The following is a 14,151-nucleotide window of genomic DNA, read 5'->3' as shown; positions in this document are numbered from 1 at the left end:
CATATAATATGACTGTAAGAACAATATTAACAAAATAATAATATTGTATAAAATTATAGCAAGGGAGTGATACTATGGTATTCAATACCGGTGCAGCGCTTTTGGATGCAATCGTTCTGGCAGTTGTATCAAGAGAACCGGAAGGGACATATGGATATAAGATCACTCAGGATGTAAGGAAGGCGATTGAAGTATCAGAGTCAACACTGTATCCGGTGCTTCGCAGACTTCAGAAGGATGAATGCCTGGAAGTATATGACCGACAGTTTGACGGAAGAAACAGACGTTACTATAAGGTGACGGATCGCGGAAAAACACAGCTTCACTTATATCAGAGTGAGTGGAAGAAATATTCCGGAAAGATTAATGAATTATTTGAGGGAGGTGTTACTGCATGAACCGCATAGAATTTATGACAGAGCTTGCCGCATTACTGCAGGATATATCGGCGGAAGAGCGGGTAGAAGCAATGCAGTATTATAATGATTATTTTGATGATGCCGGTGAGGAGAATGAAGAAAAGATTATTGAAGAACTGGAAAGCCCGGCGAAGGTTGCTGCTGAGGTAAAGGCAGGACTGAAGACTCAGGAGGATGATACTTCTGAGTATCGGGAGACTGGATATACAGATACCAGATTTGAGAGTAAGGAGTCCCCGGCAACGAGAAAGACAGCTCAGGAGAAAAATGGATATAAAGACAGCAAGGCCTATGACTATGGAATTGGCAGGGAAAACGAAACGGGGAAACAGACGGGTGAGGAGACTCCGCCGAGAACCAGTAAAGTATTGAAAATCATCTTAATTATTGCAATTGCAATTTGTGCTTTTCCGGTGGCAGTTCCGCTGGCACTGGGAATACTTGGTGTGATTTTTGGATTGGGAGTGACAGTGGTTGCGCTTTTTGCCGCATTGCTTATTGGATCAGTGGCAGTAGCAATTGCAGGTGTTGCACTCTTCGTAACAGGATTGATTACTTTGGTTACAGAATTTGCAATAGGTCTTGCTCTGACCGGAAGCGGTATGATTGTTACGGTGATCGGTGTGATAGCAACTGTGGCATCAGTAAGACTATGTATCATTGTTTTCCCGGGAATTGTCCGTGGGATTGTATGGTTGTGCCGCAAACCATTTCAGAAAAGAAAGGCGGTGGCATAGATGAAAAAAGGATGGAAGATTTTCTGGATCACCTGTGGAATAGCTGCGGCAATCGGTCTGGTGTTATGCGTGATCGGAGTGGGCATGGGAGCCACGGTTGGAGCTGTGCAGGCAAGATTTCCTAATGGAATCGGTCTGGTGGATAATGTCGACCTGATATGGTTTGATGATGAATATGAGCCGGAGTATGAAGATGGAGAGACACCGAGTGTGTCGGATGACAGCCAGAGCTTCCGGGGAGTACGGGAGGTGGAAGTGGACGTGTCACGGCTCAGTCTTCAGATTATGGAGCAGAATGACGGCACGGATGATATTCGTGTGGAAACGGCGAACGTAAACTCCCGGCTGGGACTTCGGTATTATCAGGATGGAGATAAACTTGAAATAACTACGAAAAAGAATCTTCATAATATTAGCAATGGAGGGACGGTATGGCTCTATCTTCCAAAAGACAGACTGGCAGAGGTAGATATCAGTATGAAGGCCGGAAGAGTATATATACAGAATTTGAATGCAGATAGCTTTGGCCTGGATGTGGGGGCCGGAGAAGGAGTGATTGATCAATTTTCGTCAACAGAAGCAGATTTAAACTGTGGAGCAGGAAGGCTGGAAGCATTTGGTATATTCAGCGGAAAACTGGATGTTGATTGTGGTACCGGTGAGGTTGAATTAACAACGACAGGAAGAAAGCAGGATTATAATTATAACGTGGATTGTGGAATTGGCGAGGTAGAGATCGGTGGTGATTCCTATGCCGGAATCGGAGTAAGAAAACAGGAATCCAATCAGGCAATGAAAGCAATGAATATTGATTGCGGAGTTGGACGTGTTGCTGTAAATTTTATAGAGGAGGAATAAATCATGGAACAGAAAAGATTATATCGTTCAAGAAATCAGCGTATGGTTTGTGGCGTATGTGGAGGAATAGCAGAATATTTTAATATAGATCCGACACTGATCCGCCTTGCCTGGGTATTGTTTGCACTGTCAGCAGGGTCCGGAATACTTGCATACATTATTGCAGCGATAGTTATCCCGGATGAACCGTAAATGAGTTCTTAAAATGAATATTTTCGTTAATATATGTGCATACTCCTGAAAAAGAAAGGGGTATGCACATATGTCTGTAAATAAAGAAAAGAAGATTGTTTTAAGCGAATTGACTGAAGAGGAAAAACTAAAATACGAAATTGCTGAAGAACTTGGGCTGCTTGATAAGGTGATGACACAGGGATGGCGTTCCCTGTCTTCCAAAGAGACAGGAAGGATAGGAGGTCTTGTTACTAAAAAAAGGCGGGAGATGTTACGGCAAAATTAACAGAAATATTAAGAAGTGTGAACAATTATTGACAAGTCTTGAAATGGAAAAACCATTTTGCTATAATCGAACAACCGGGAGAAAAATAGCAGGTGATGGAATGAATGAAATAATTCGTGTTTTAGACATAGATATAGATGATTATACGGCAAAACGGGCATTCAAAGAGACAGTACACTATCTGGAGACCGAACCTCTCAGCGTCATAGAGATGGTGACGGCAGATACTTTGATGTATGCGAAAGAAGACATGACCCTGAAGGAAAACCTTGGAAAATGTGACATGCTTCTTCCAGGGGAGAAGGAGATCCTCGAGGCGGCACATATCACGGACCACCGGCATCTACAGGAAGTGGAGACCAGGACTTATCTGAAGCTTTTACTCAGATATCTGCATAAGAATCATGTAAGAGTATATCTTCTGGTGGATACAGAACAGGATGCAGAGGAGCTTTATGGATATCTGGAGCAGGCCTACAGTGGCATACAGATTGTAGGAATTGCAAAAGTATCGGCAAGTGACCGTGCAGATGATATGGTAGTGAATGCGGTAAACGGCGGAGAGGCAGACTGTGTATTTGCAGCTATGTCGGCTCCGGTGCGGGAAGAATTTATCGTAAAGAACCGCTCACTCATTAATGCACGGGTATGGTTGGGAGTGGGTACGGCTGTAAAGTCGTTTTATAAGACCGAGAATCGCAAAGGACGGCTGATGCAGTTTATGATTCACAGCATTTTTAAGAGAGAGATTGCAAAAAAGCAGAGAGAAATGCAGATACAGGGATTGAAATGAAAAAATATTTTTTCACCCTTTTGTGTACTATGTATAAGCCGGAAAAAGAGAATAATTGCAAAAAAAACTGAGGAAATTAACAAAAATGTTTGATTTCCTCTTTATTTTATTGTTTATTTATATTAATATAGGAATGAATAGTATGCATATCGGTGAAAATATATAATAAACACATTGTGAAAAATGCATATTGAAATGAGTGGAGGAGATGGAATATGATATCTAATCAGATACTTCAAAACACAATCGATGGTTTAAAAGGGATTACACGTATTGATTTGTGCGTAATGGATACAGATGGAAAATCTCTTGCAAGTACATTTGCTGAGCAGGGGAACTATGAAGATGCAGTACTCTCTTTTGTGGAATCACCGGCAGACAGTCAGGTAGTACAGGGATATCAGTTTTTTAAGATATTTGATGAGCATCAGTTGGAGTATGTCCTTCTTGCCAACGGCGGTACGGAGGATGTATATATGGTGGGTAAGATAGCGGCATTTCAGATTCAGAATCTTCTGGTGGCATATAAAGAGCGATTTGATAAGGATAATTTTATTAAAAATCTGTTGCTTGATAATCTGCTTCTGGTGGATATATATAATCGTGCCAAAAAATTACATATTGACACTGATGTAAGACGTGTTATCTTTATTGTTGAGACGGAGCATGAAAAAGATAGTAATACTCTGGATAATGTCCGGGGGCTTTTGGGAAATAAGGCCAAAGATTTTATCACGGCAGTAGATGAGAAAGATATTATTGTTGTGAAAGAGCTTGGAGTAAATGATGGACATATCGAACTTGACAGGATGGCAAATGAGATGCTTGAACTCCTTAAGGGAGAGGGGGAAGAGGATGTCCGTATTGCCTATGGTACGATTGTCAATGATATTAAGGAAGTTTCCAAATCTTATAAAGAGGCGAAACTTGCGTTGGATGTAGGTAAGATATTTTTTGATGAGAAGAAGGTGATTGCTTACAGTACGCTGGGAATAGGACGTTTGATCTACCAACTTCCAATTCCGCTTTGCAAGATGTTTATTCGTGAGATTTTTGAGGGGAAATCTCCGGATGAATTTGATGAGGAGACACTTACGACGATTAACAAGTTCTTCGAGAATAGTCTGAACGTGTCTGAGACCTCCAGACAGCTTTATATTCATAGAAATACACTGGTGTACAGACTGGACAAGCTTCAGAAAAGTACCGGTCTGGATTTGCGGGTGTTTGAGGATGCGATTACTTTTAAAATTGCGCTGATGGTAGTTAAATATATGAAGTATATGGAGTCGTTGGAGTATTAGTAATTAGGAGGAAAGTATGATTGAATTAAAAGAAGTAACGAAAGAGTACTCGAAAGGGGTTGCTGCTCTGAACGGTGTGAATTTGAAAATCGAACGGGGCGAATTTGTTTTTATTGTAGGAGACAGCGGTTCCGGTAAATCAACACTGATTCGTCTGATCATGAAAGAGCTGGAGCCCACATCGGGAAAAATTGTTGTGAATGGACAGGATCTGGGAAGATTAAAACACAGACAGATTCCTATGTACCGCAGAGGTATCGGAGTAGTATTTCAGGATTTCCGGCTTCTGAAAGATAGAAATATATATGAGAATATTGCATTTGCACAGCGTGTTGTTGAAACACCGACCCGTGTGATAAAGAAGAAGGTACCGGCAGCACTTTCGCTGGTAGGACTTGCACAGAAGTACAAATCCTATCCGAAGGAGTTGTCGGGTGGAGAACAGCAGCGTGTTGCAATTGCAAGAGCGATTGTAAACGAGCCTGCGATTCTTTTGGCTGACGAGCCTACTGGTAACCTTGATCCGACGAATTCATGGGAGATTATGAAATTGTTGGAAGAGGCAAATGAAAGGGGAACGACAGTGTTGGTTGTAACTCATAACCAGGAGATTGTAAACGAGATGCAAAAACGAGTAGTTACAATGAAGAAAGGTGTCATCGTCAGCGACGAGCAAAAAGGTGGGTATAGAAATGAGGATTAGTACAATCGGATATTCAACAAAACAGGGGTTTAAGAACATAGGAAGAAATAAAATGTTCTCTGTTGCATCTATTGCGACTATGGCGGCATGTATCTTCCTGTTTGGATTATTCTTCTCTATCGTAACCAATTTTAATTATATTGTTAAGAAAGCAGAAGAAGGAGTTGCAATCACGGTATTTTTTGATGAAGATGCGACTGAGAGTCAGATTAAAAAAATTGGTGAAGAGCTTAAGAATTATGATGGAGTAAATGAAGTGAATTATGTGTCGGCAGATGATGCGTGGGATTCATTTAAAGAGGATTATTTTAAAGAGTCTGCAGATTTGGCAGATGGATTTAAGGATGATAATCCGCTTGGTAATTCTGACAACTATGAGGTGTACATGTCTGATGTGGCAAAGCAGAAAGATGTTGTTGCCTTTGCGGAGAAACTGGATGGTGTCCGTAAGGTAAATAAATCCGATGTAGTTGCCAAGACTCTTACCAGCATTAATAAACTGATTGGATATGTTTCGGTTGCGATTATTGCTATATTGCTTGCAGTTTCCATTTTCCTGATCAGCAATACGGTAACCATGGGTATTACGGTTAGACGTGAAGAGATTGCAATTATGAAATATATCGGCGCTAAAGATAGTTTTGTGCGGGCACCTTTTGTTATAGAAGGTCTTGTGATTGGTTTGATCGGTGCAATCATTCCGTTGGTATTTTTATATTTTGCTTATGATAAAGCAGTGCAGTACGTAATGACGAAATTCAGTTTGCTGAATAATATTATGGAATTCCTTCCGGTTATGCAGGTTTATCGTACACTTCTTCCGGTTGGTCTTGCGCTTGGTGTGGGAATTGGTTTTGTAGGAAGTACATTTACGATCCGCAAACATCTGAAGGTATAGAAGATTGTTTTTGTGGGAGAAATGGAATATAGAGTAATTTGTAAGGGTAGAATAAAAAGGGAGAAGAGATATGCGTAAAAAAAGATTATTGAGTTTTTTGCTGGTTCTGATGATGTCATTTGGCATGGTGCTTCAGGTTCATGCAACAACTATTGATGAGGCAAAGCAGAAGGATAGTGAGCTTCAGTCGCAGAAGAGCGCAGCGGAGTCCGAAAAGAAGGCATTAGCTGATCAACTGAATACGATTATTAATGAGATGGAGCAGACAAAGCAGAATATTGCGACCAAGCAGGAAGAGATTGATCAGAAAGAAACAGAACTGATTCAGGCGCAGATTGATGAAAATAATCAATATGAGAGTATGAAAAAGCGTATCAAGTATATGTACGAAAATGGAAATACTCAGTTTATTGAAATTCTGTTTGAGTCAAAAAGTATTGGAGATTTTTTGAATAATGCCGAGTATATTACCAAGATTTCCGAGTATGACAGAGATATGCTGATAGAGTTCCAAAAGACTGTAGAATCCGTGGAAGAACAGCAGAGAGTGTTGGAGGAAGAAAGAAAAAATCTGGAAGAGATGCAGAATCAGCTTCAGTCAAAGCAGACAGAGGTTCAGCAGCTGATTGAAAGCAAAAGTGCTGAGATCAGTAGTCTGGAAGCAGAAATTGGTGAGAATGCAGCAAAACTGAAGGCATTGCAGGAAGAAGCAGAGAGACAGAGGAGACTTCAGCAGGAGGCAGCTGCAGCAGCATCAGGGAATAATTCGAGTTCGGGAAGCAGTTCCGGTGGCAGCAGCTCAGGTGGTGGAAGCAGTAGTTCCGGTGGGGCGGGTCCATCTATTCCGGCAAGCGGTAATGGGCGTTTGATTAATCCGTGTCCGTCCGCATACATAAGCAGTGAGTTTGGTGGAAGACAGTCTCCGGGAGGAATCGGAAGTACAAATCATAAAGGACGCGACTATGCGGCGGCATCAGGCAGTCCGATTTATGCGGCGGCTTCCGGTACAGTAACAACTGTTGGATATAACTCAGTGCGTGGTAACTATTTAGTTATCAACCATGGTGATATTGCAACTTTATATCAGCACTGCAGTGCAATCTATGTAAGCAGTGGTCAGTATGTAAGCTGTGGACAGAATATTGCTGCGGTAGGTTCAACGGGAGCATCAACAGGACCGCATCTTCATTTTGAAGTGCATGTAGATGGAACTCCGGTAGACCCGAGATTATATCTGTAAGCAGGAGAAGACATGAAACAAAATAAAGGATTTATAAAAGGGGCGCTTTTTGGCGCCCTTACTGTATTATTAGTAATGGGAATCCTGTCCTGTGGGATGCAATTTGCAGGAGGAACTGAAGGTGAGAATCAGTCGAAAAACCGCGAAGTGATCGGAAAGTCAGAAGAAACGAAAATTACTCTTCTAAAAACGCTTATTGATCACTATTATCGTGGTGATGTGGATGAGGAAGCACTTCAGGAGGGATTATATAAAGGATATATAGAAGCTTTGGGGGACCCGTATTCTGCATATTACGATGAAGAAGAAACAAAAGAATTGAACGAAGCCATTACTGGTGAGTTTTGCGGCATAGGTGCGTTGATGAGTCAGGATAAATCCACCGGTCTGATTACAATTGTTCAGGTATACGAGAATTCGCCAGCTTCAGAGGCGGGCTTAAAAGAAAAGGATATTCTCTATAAAGTGGATGGTAAGGATATACTTGATAAGAATTTGAATGAGGTTGTAAATAAAGTCCGGGGAGAAGAAGGAACAACGGTTGAACTGACCGTTCTCAGGGGTGAGGATGGAAAAGAAATAACGTTGACGGCTACACGAAGGGTCATTCAGACGCATACAGTAGAGAGTCGGGTATTGGAAGGCAATATTGGAGTTCTCGGTGTGTCAGAATTTGGCACGGTTACAAAAGATCAGTATATAACTGCGCTTGAGGAACTGGAAAATCAGGGGATACAGGGACTCGTTGTGGATCTCCGGGGAAATCCGGGAGGAAGCCTGGATGTAGTTGTAGATATTCTGGATGAGATGCTTCCGGAGGGAATGATTGTATCTGTGAAGGATAAGAATGGAAAAGTGGAAGAATATACTTCGGATGACGAACATCAATTCCGCAAACCGCTGGTAGTTCTTGTAGACGGCAACAGTGCCAGTGCATCGGAAATTTATGCGGGCGCTATTCAGGATTATGGAATTGGACAGATCGTCGGCACACAGACTTATGGAAAAGGAGTAGTCCAGCAGGTTTATGATTTGAAAGATGGAAGTTGCGTGAAACTGACTATTGCAGAATATCTTACGCCCAAAGGAAGAAGTATAGATGGCGAGGGGATTACACCTGATGAAGAAGTGGAGTATGAGTGGGATGAGAATCGCCCCGATTATGATAATCAGTTGGAAAAAGCTTTGGAAATAATCAAAAGTCAGTTATAAAGAATAATCAAAAGTTATGGAAATGCTATGGCTGGGAATTTGAGATTTTATAATAAATTTCAGGTTCCCGGTCTTTTTTTGTGGCATGTGAAAGTATTGACAATCTCGGCTTTGTATGTTATGATTAGACCAGAGTTCAAACTGTGGTCTAAAATGCAAAGAGGAGAGCAAAATGAAGCCGTTAGTTACCAATATACAGAAATATTCCATTCACGACGGAGATGGGATCCGTACCAGTGTTTTTTTTAAAGGATGTCCTTTGAAATGTATGTGGTGTCACAATCCGGAGACACAGAATTTTAATAAGCAGGTTCTTACGAATCGCGAGAAATGTGTGGTATGCAGAACCTGTGAAAAGGCCTGCCCGAATGGAGCGATTCGGTTGGAAGACGGCAAGATGGTGACAGATCGAGTATTGTGTGAGGCGTGCGGAACCTGCACAGAATATTGTCTGTTGAATATCAGAGAAATTGCCGGGAAGGAATATGAGGTTAAAGAACTGGTCAAAGAGCTGAAAAAGGATCTGATGTTTTATGAACAGTCCGGCGGAGGGGTTACCTTATCAGGTGGAGAAGTAATGTGCATGAATATGGATTACATAGAGGCTCTTGTGAAAACCCTGGATCATCAGGGAATAACTGTGACGATCGATACCTGTGGGTATGCGCCATACGAGAATTTTAAGAGAATACTCCCTTATGTGAATACTTTTCTGTATGATATAAAGGCAATTGACAACGAAGTACATAAGAGATTCGTTGGAGTTGATAATAGTCTGATACTGGAGAACCTGGAAAAACTGAGTGAAGACCAGGGGCGTATCTATATCAGAATTCCCACGATAAAAGGGGTGAATGCGGATGATATGAGTATGCAGGCAGTGATTGACTGGCTGAAAACTCATAATATAAATGTGGCACAGGTAAATCTTCTGCCTTACCACAATACCGGCAGCAGCAAATATGGAAGACTTGAGACGGAATATGAGGGACAATTTTTAAGCACGCCGGATAAAGAAGAAATGCAGCACTTTATGGAAATGTTCCAAAAAGCAGGATTCAACAACACAAAAATAGGAGGTTAAGGACATGGGAAAAAGAGGTATGAATGAACGTGTACAGGCACTTCGGGAATTGAGTGTTAATACACAGCCGCACATTGATCTGGAAAGAGCAAAGAGCGAGACGGAAACTTATAAGAAATATGAAGGTCAGTTGTCCATTCCGGAATTAAGAGGACAGGTACTGTATGATTATTTCTCAACTAAAACACTTTATATCGGTGAAGGAGAGCTGATCGTTGGAGAAAAGGGAGACAGCCCGCAGGCTGCACCGACTTTCCCGGAATTATGCTGCCATACAGTAGAAGACATGCATGTAATGAATGACCGTGAGCTTATCAGTTTTAAGGTAAAAGAGGAAGACTACAGTTATCAGGAAGAAGTTGTCATTCCTTACTGGGATAAACGTTCTACACGTTCTAAGATTGTTGCGAATATGACTCAGGAATGGAGAGATTGTTATGAAGCAGGTCTCTTTACCGAGTTCATGGAACAGAGAGGACCGGGACATACGGTAGGATCTTTTAAAATTTATGAAAAAGGTTTTCTGGACTATAAAGAAGATATCCAGAAAGCAATTGATGCGCTGGATTTCCAGAACGACCTGGAAGCATTTGACAAGAGAAATCAGCTTCGTGGTATGTCTAAAGCCTGCGATGCTATTATGATACTCGGCGAGCGCTATGCAGCATATGCGAGAGAACTTGCTGAAAAAGAGGCTGATCCGAAGAGAAAAGAAGAGCTGCTTCAGATTGCAGCAAACTGTGATGTAGTACCGGCACACAAACCGGAGACATACTGGCAGGCAATTCAGATGTACTGGTTCGTTCATCTGGGAGTAACTTCAGAACTGAATCCATGGGATGCGTACTCACCGGGACGTCTTGATCAGCATTTGAATCCGTTCTATGAGAAGGATGTAGAGGCTGGAATCCTGGACAATAAAAAAGCGCTGGAATTGCTGGAATGCCTCTGGGTAAAATTCAATAATCAGCCGGCTCCTCCGAAGGTAGGAATCACACTGAAAGAAAGCTCAACATACACAGACTTTGCCAACCTGAATACCGGTGGTATTACACCGGAAGGAGAAGATGGTGTCAACGAAGTCAGCTATCTGATTCTTGACTGTATGGATGAAATGAAGCTTCTTCAGCCAAGTTCCAATGTACAGATCAGCCGTAAGACACCACAGAAGTTTTTGAAGAGAGCCTGCGAAATTTCCCGTAAAGGATGGGGACAGCCTGCATTCTACAATACAGAGGCTGTTATTCAGGAACTTCTTAATGCAGGAAAGTCGCTGGAAGATGCAAGACGCGGTGGAACCAGCGGATGTGTCGAAACAGGTGCGTTTGGAAATGAAGCATACATCCTGACAGGATATTTCAATATTCCGAAAGTATTTGAGCTTACATTAAATAATGGATTTGATAAAGTGTCAGGCAAACAGCTGGGATTGAAACTGGGATATGCTACAGAATTCAAGACCTACGATGAACTGTTCGATGCATTTAAGAAACAGATGAAATACTTTATCGATATCAAGATTGAGGGAAGTAATGTAATCGAGAAGATTTTTGCAGAATACATGCCGGCACCGTTCCTTTCTATCATTACAAATGACTGTATTGCAAAAGGAAAGGACTACAATGCAGGTGGAGCAAGATACAACACAAAATATATTCAGGGTGTTGGTATTGGAACGATTACAGACTGTCTGGCTGCAGTTAAATACAATGTATATGACGAGAAGAAATTTACGATGGAAGAACTCATGCAGGCGCTGGATGATAATTTTGAAGGACATGAGAGAATCCTGAATCTTGTAAAGAATCATACACCAAAATATGGTAATGATGATGATTACGCAGATGATATTATGAAGAGCGTATTCCGTTTCTACCAGGGTGAGGTAACCGGAAGAAAGAATATGCTTGGAGGAACATATCGTGTCAACATGCTTCCGACAACCTGTCATGTATACTTCGGTGAAGTGCTGCTGGCAAGTGCAAATGGACGTCTTGCACATGTACCGGTTTCAGAAGGTATTTCACCTGAGAAAGGTGCCGATGTCAACGGACCGACTGCTGTAATTAAATCCTGTGCGAAGATGGATCACCTGATGACAGGAGGAACTCTGCTGAACCAGAAATTTACTCCGGGTGTTGTGGCAGGAGAAGAAGGACTGGATCAGATGGCAAATCTGGTTCGTTCCTACTTCAATATGGATGGACATCATATTCAGTTCAATGTTATTGATCGTGAAACTTTGATTGCCGCTCAGAAGAATCCGGAAGAATACAAGGATCTGATTGTACGTGTTGCAGGATATAGTGACCACTTCAGAAATCTGAGCAAAGCATTGCAGGATGAGATTATTAACAGAACAGAACAGAGTTTTAATTAAGACGGCGGATAAGGGGACGGTTCTCTGTCCTTCTGTCCTTTTACAAGGACAGAGTGGGACAGAGAACCGTCCCCCTCGTCCCGTCCCAGACAGGAGGTAAAAAAGATGAAAAGTATAGAACAATTAAGACTTTATATGGAAAAAGAGGGACTGGATGGTTTTTATGTGGCCAAGCCTGCGAATGTCAGATGTATCAGCGCTTACACTGGTGAGGATTCTTATCTGTTTATTACAAAAGGAAAACAGTATTTTCTTACGGATCCCAGATATACAGAACAGGCATCCTATGAATGCCCGGATTATGAGATTGTAGACTGGCGCAATGGTTTTAGTTACAATATTGGGGCGGCAGTTGCTCATTGTGCAGAAATGAATCAAGTGAAAAAGATTGGATTTGAACAGGATTATCTGACTTTTGGGGCATGGAAGTCCATGCAGGATCAGTCTGAGGCGGAGTTCGTACCTACATTGAATGTTATTGAAGGATTCCGGGCGGTGAAGACCCCGGAAGAAATCAAAAATCTGACGATTGCCTGTGATATTGCATCGAGAGCATTTGATCTGATTTTGAAAGATATCCGGGTAGGTGTGACAGAAAAAGAACTTGCATCGAAGCTGGCACATTACATGGTAATGGAAGGTGCGGATACGAAGCCGTATGGGGGAATCCTGATATCCGGAGCAAGAACCTCACTTCTTCACGGAATTCCGGGAAATAAGGCAATAGAATATGGGGACTTTGTACTGATGGATTATGGATGTCAGTATAAAGGTTATTTATCTGATATGACGAGAACCGTTGTTGTAGGAAAGGCAGATGAGAAGCAGAAAGAGGTGTATAATCTCTGCCGCCGCATGACAGAAGATACGGAGAAGGCTGTCAGAGCAGGCGTGACGGGAATCTCATGTTACGAAGCTTCACTGGAAGCAATTAAAGATACAGAATATTTCCAGTATCATTATAAAGGAATCGGTCATGGAGTTGGTCTGTTTGTTCATGAATTGCCGAATATCGGTGCAAACTGCAGCAATATTCTTATGGAGAATGCCGTAATGACGGTAGAACCAGGTCTTTATATTCCGGGTTGGGGCGGCGTCCGTATTGAAGATCAGGGTATTGTCACGAAGGATGGATATGAGAACCTGATAAGTGCTACACATGAGCTGATTGAGCTCTAGACAATGGAGGAAGGGGACGGTTCTCTGTCCGATTAATCGGACAGAGAACCGTCCCCCGTGCCGTTCAGCGCCCTGTCTTTGCCCTGCATAAAGTGGTCTTTTTTCAGAATCGCAAATGCTTTTTCATAATTATTTTTCCGCATGTAATTTACCATTTTTTTCAAATTTTCATTAGTAGGAGCAATGCGCATTCCGTTTTTGACGGAATACAAACCTATACGTACCAATTCATATAGGTTGGATTCGTAAAATTTCGTGATGCGTTCGTTATCGAATATGCTGATGATCTCCAGATGCATCTGGGTATCTGCCAGCTCCCATTCGTAGATATCCCCTGCCTTCGCGCACATCTGTACCACTTTGGTCTCAATGCGGTAAGAATATTCTTCAGCCCTGCCGCTGTCGTAAATCAGTTTGAAAGCAGCACCTTCAAATAATTCGCGGAGCTGGTAAATATCATTGATATCTTTATCGGTGATTTCTTTGACGGTCATGGATTTGTAATAATCTGTCACAATCAGTCCTTCTGACTGGAGCATTTTAATTGCCGTACGAACCGGATTGCGGCTCATGCCCAGTTCTTCGGTCAATTTTGCCTCTGTAAGAGGCATGCCCGGAGGATAGGTCAGATTCATGATTCGGTTTTTAATGATTTCGTATGCCTGGTCGGCAAGCGATTGTCTTTTTTCAGCCATAAATGTCCTCCCTGCCATAAAAAGTATGGCTCATTTGGTTTTCTTTGAGATATTGTATACAATTATGAACGATTTTTCAAGGAAAAACAGTGCTTTTTTAAGAAAAATGTTGACTTTTCTTTTGACACATGTTATATTGTATACAAACATAGAAAATGTATACAAAACATTAAAGTGAATACAAGATAT

General features: G+C 41.8%; 15 protein-coding genes. 14 read left to right on the top strand and 1 reads right to left on the bottom strand.

Translation table 11 applies throughout. The features are described 5' to 3' along the window. Positions 1-74: 74 nt before the first annotated feature. From ACQRCC_RS11555 to ACQRCC_RS11490, 14 genes are all read left to right on the top strand, one after another. Complete coding sequence (locus tag ACQRCC_RS11555; RefSeq protein WP_427850929.1) at positions 75-398, top strand: PadR family transcriptional regulator; 324 nt, start codon at positions 75-77, stop codon at positions 396-398. Beyond that, positions 395-1,156: a DUF1700 domain-containing protein gene (locus tag ACQRCC_RS11550; protein WP_427850928.1), complete on the top strand. Its 762-nt coding sequence runs from the start codon at positions 395-397 to the stop codon at positions 1,154-1,156. Before ACQRCC_RS11555 ends, ACQRCC_RS11550 begins: the two co-directional genes overlap by 4 nt. Beyond that, positions 1,157-2,014, top strand: coding sequence for a DUF4097 family beta strand repeat-containing protein (locus tag ACQRCC_RS11545; protein ID WP_427850927.1), 858 nt, complete (start codon positions 1,157-1,159; stop codon positions 2,012-2,014). It begins immediately after the preceding gene. Between the two features lie 3 nt (positions 2,015-2,017). Continuing rightward, positions 2,018-2,206, top strand: coding sequence for a PspC domain-containing protein (locus tag ACQRCC_RS11540; RefSeq protein ID WP_427850926.1), 189 nt, complete (start codon positions 2,018-2,020; stop codon positions 2,204-2,206). 70 nt (positions 2,207-2,276) lie between these two features. Then, complete coding sequence (locus ACQRCC_RS11535) at positions 2,277-2,474, top strand: small, acid-soluble spore protein, alpha/beta type (RefSeq protein WP_427850925.1); 198 nt, start codon at positions 2,277-2,279, stop codon at positions 2,472-2,474. A 100-nt stretch (positions 2,475-2,574) separates the two neighbouring features. Then, positions 2,575-3,267 (top strand): WecB/TagA/CpsF family glycosyltransferase, encoded by a 693-nt coding sequence (locus tag ACQRCC_RS11530; protein WP_427850924.1) that lies wholly within the window; start codon positions 2,575-2,577, stop codon positions 3,265-3,267. Positions 3,268-3,482: 215 nt separating this feature from the next. Continuing rightward, positions 3,483-4,571, top strand: a complete 1,089-nt coding sequence (locus ACQRCC_RS11525) for a PucR family transcriptional regulator (protein ID WP_427850923.1) — start codon at positions 3,483-3,485, stop codon at positions 4,569-4,571. A gap of 16 nt (positions 4,572-4,587) precedes the next feature. After that, positions 4,588-5,274, top strand: coding sequence for a cell division ATP-binding protein FtsE (ftsE, locus tag ACQRCC_RS11520; RefSeq protein ID WP_427850922.1), 687 nt, complete (start codon positions 4,588-4,590; stop codon positions 5,272-5,274). Beyond that, positions 5,264-6,172, top strand: a complete 909-nt coding sequence (gene ftsX / locus ACQRCC_RS11515; protein ID WP_427850921.1) for a permease-like cell division protein FtsX — start codon at positions 5,264-5,266, stop codon at positions 6,170-6,172. The genes ftsE and ftsX overlap by 11 nt, the downstream gene beginning before the upstream one ends. Positions 6,173-6,242: 70 nt before the next feature. Continuing rightward, a complete protein-coding gene (locus ACQRCC_RS11510) occupies positions 6,243-7,412 on the top strand; it encodes a murein hydrolase activator EnvC family protein (RefSeq protein WP_427850920.1) in 1,170 nt (389 codons plus the stop codon). Positions 7,413-7,424: 12 nt separating this feature from the next. Then, a complete protein-coding gene (locus ACQRCC_RS11505) occupies positions 7,425-8,624 on the top strand; it encodes a S41 family peptidase (protein WP_427850919.1) in 1,200 nt (399 codons plus the stop codon). Between the two features lie 172 nt (positions 8,625-8,796). Beyond that, positions 8,797-9,708 carry a trans-4-hydroxy-L-proline dehydratase activase gene (locus tag ACQRCC_RS11500; RefSeq protein ID WP_427850918.1) on the top strand — a complete coding sequence of 304 codons (912 nt, stop codon included), beginning with the start codon at positions 8,797-8,799 and terminating at the stop codon, positions 9,706-9,708. A gap of 4 nt (positions 9,709-9,712) precedes the next feature. Next, positions 9,713-12,088, top strand: a complete 2,376-nt coding sequence (gene hypD / locus ACQRCC_RS11495; protein WP_427850917.1) for a trans-4-hydroxy-L-proline dehydratase — start codon at positions 9,713-9,715, stop codon at positions 12,086-12,088. A gap of 105 nt (positions 12,089-12,193) precedes the next feature. Then, positions 12,194-13,267, top strand: a complete 1,074-nt coding sequence (locus tag ACQRCC_RS11490) for a M24 family metallopeptidase (protein WP_427850916.1) — start codon at positions 12,194-12,196, stop codon at positions 13,265-13,267. 32 nt (positions 13,268-13,299) lie between these two features. Here the strand turns inward: ACQRCC_RS11490 and ACQRCC_RS11485 are convergent, their stop codons facing one another. After that, positions 13,300-13,962, bottom strand: coding sequence for a GntR family transcriptional regulator (locus tag ACQRCC_RS11485; protein ID WP_427850915.1), 663 nt, complete (start codon positions 13,960-13,962; stop codon positions 13,300-13,302). Between the last annotated feature and the right edge of the window lie 189 nt (positions 13,963-14,151).

Origin of the sequence: Sporofaciens sp. SGI.106 (assembly GCF_050314255.1) — a bacterium.
Classification (GTDB): domain Bacteria; phylum Bacillota; class Clostridia; order Lachnospirales; family Lachnospiraceae; genus Claveliimonas.
This window is presented reverse-complemented; position numbering and strand designations above follow the sequence as displayed.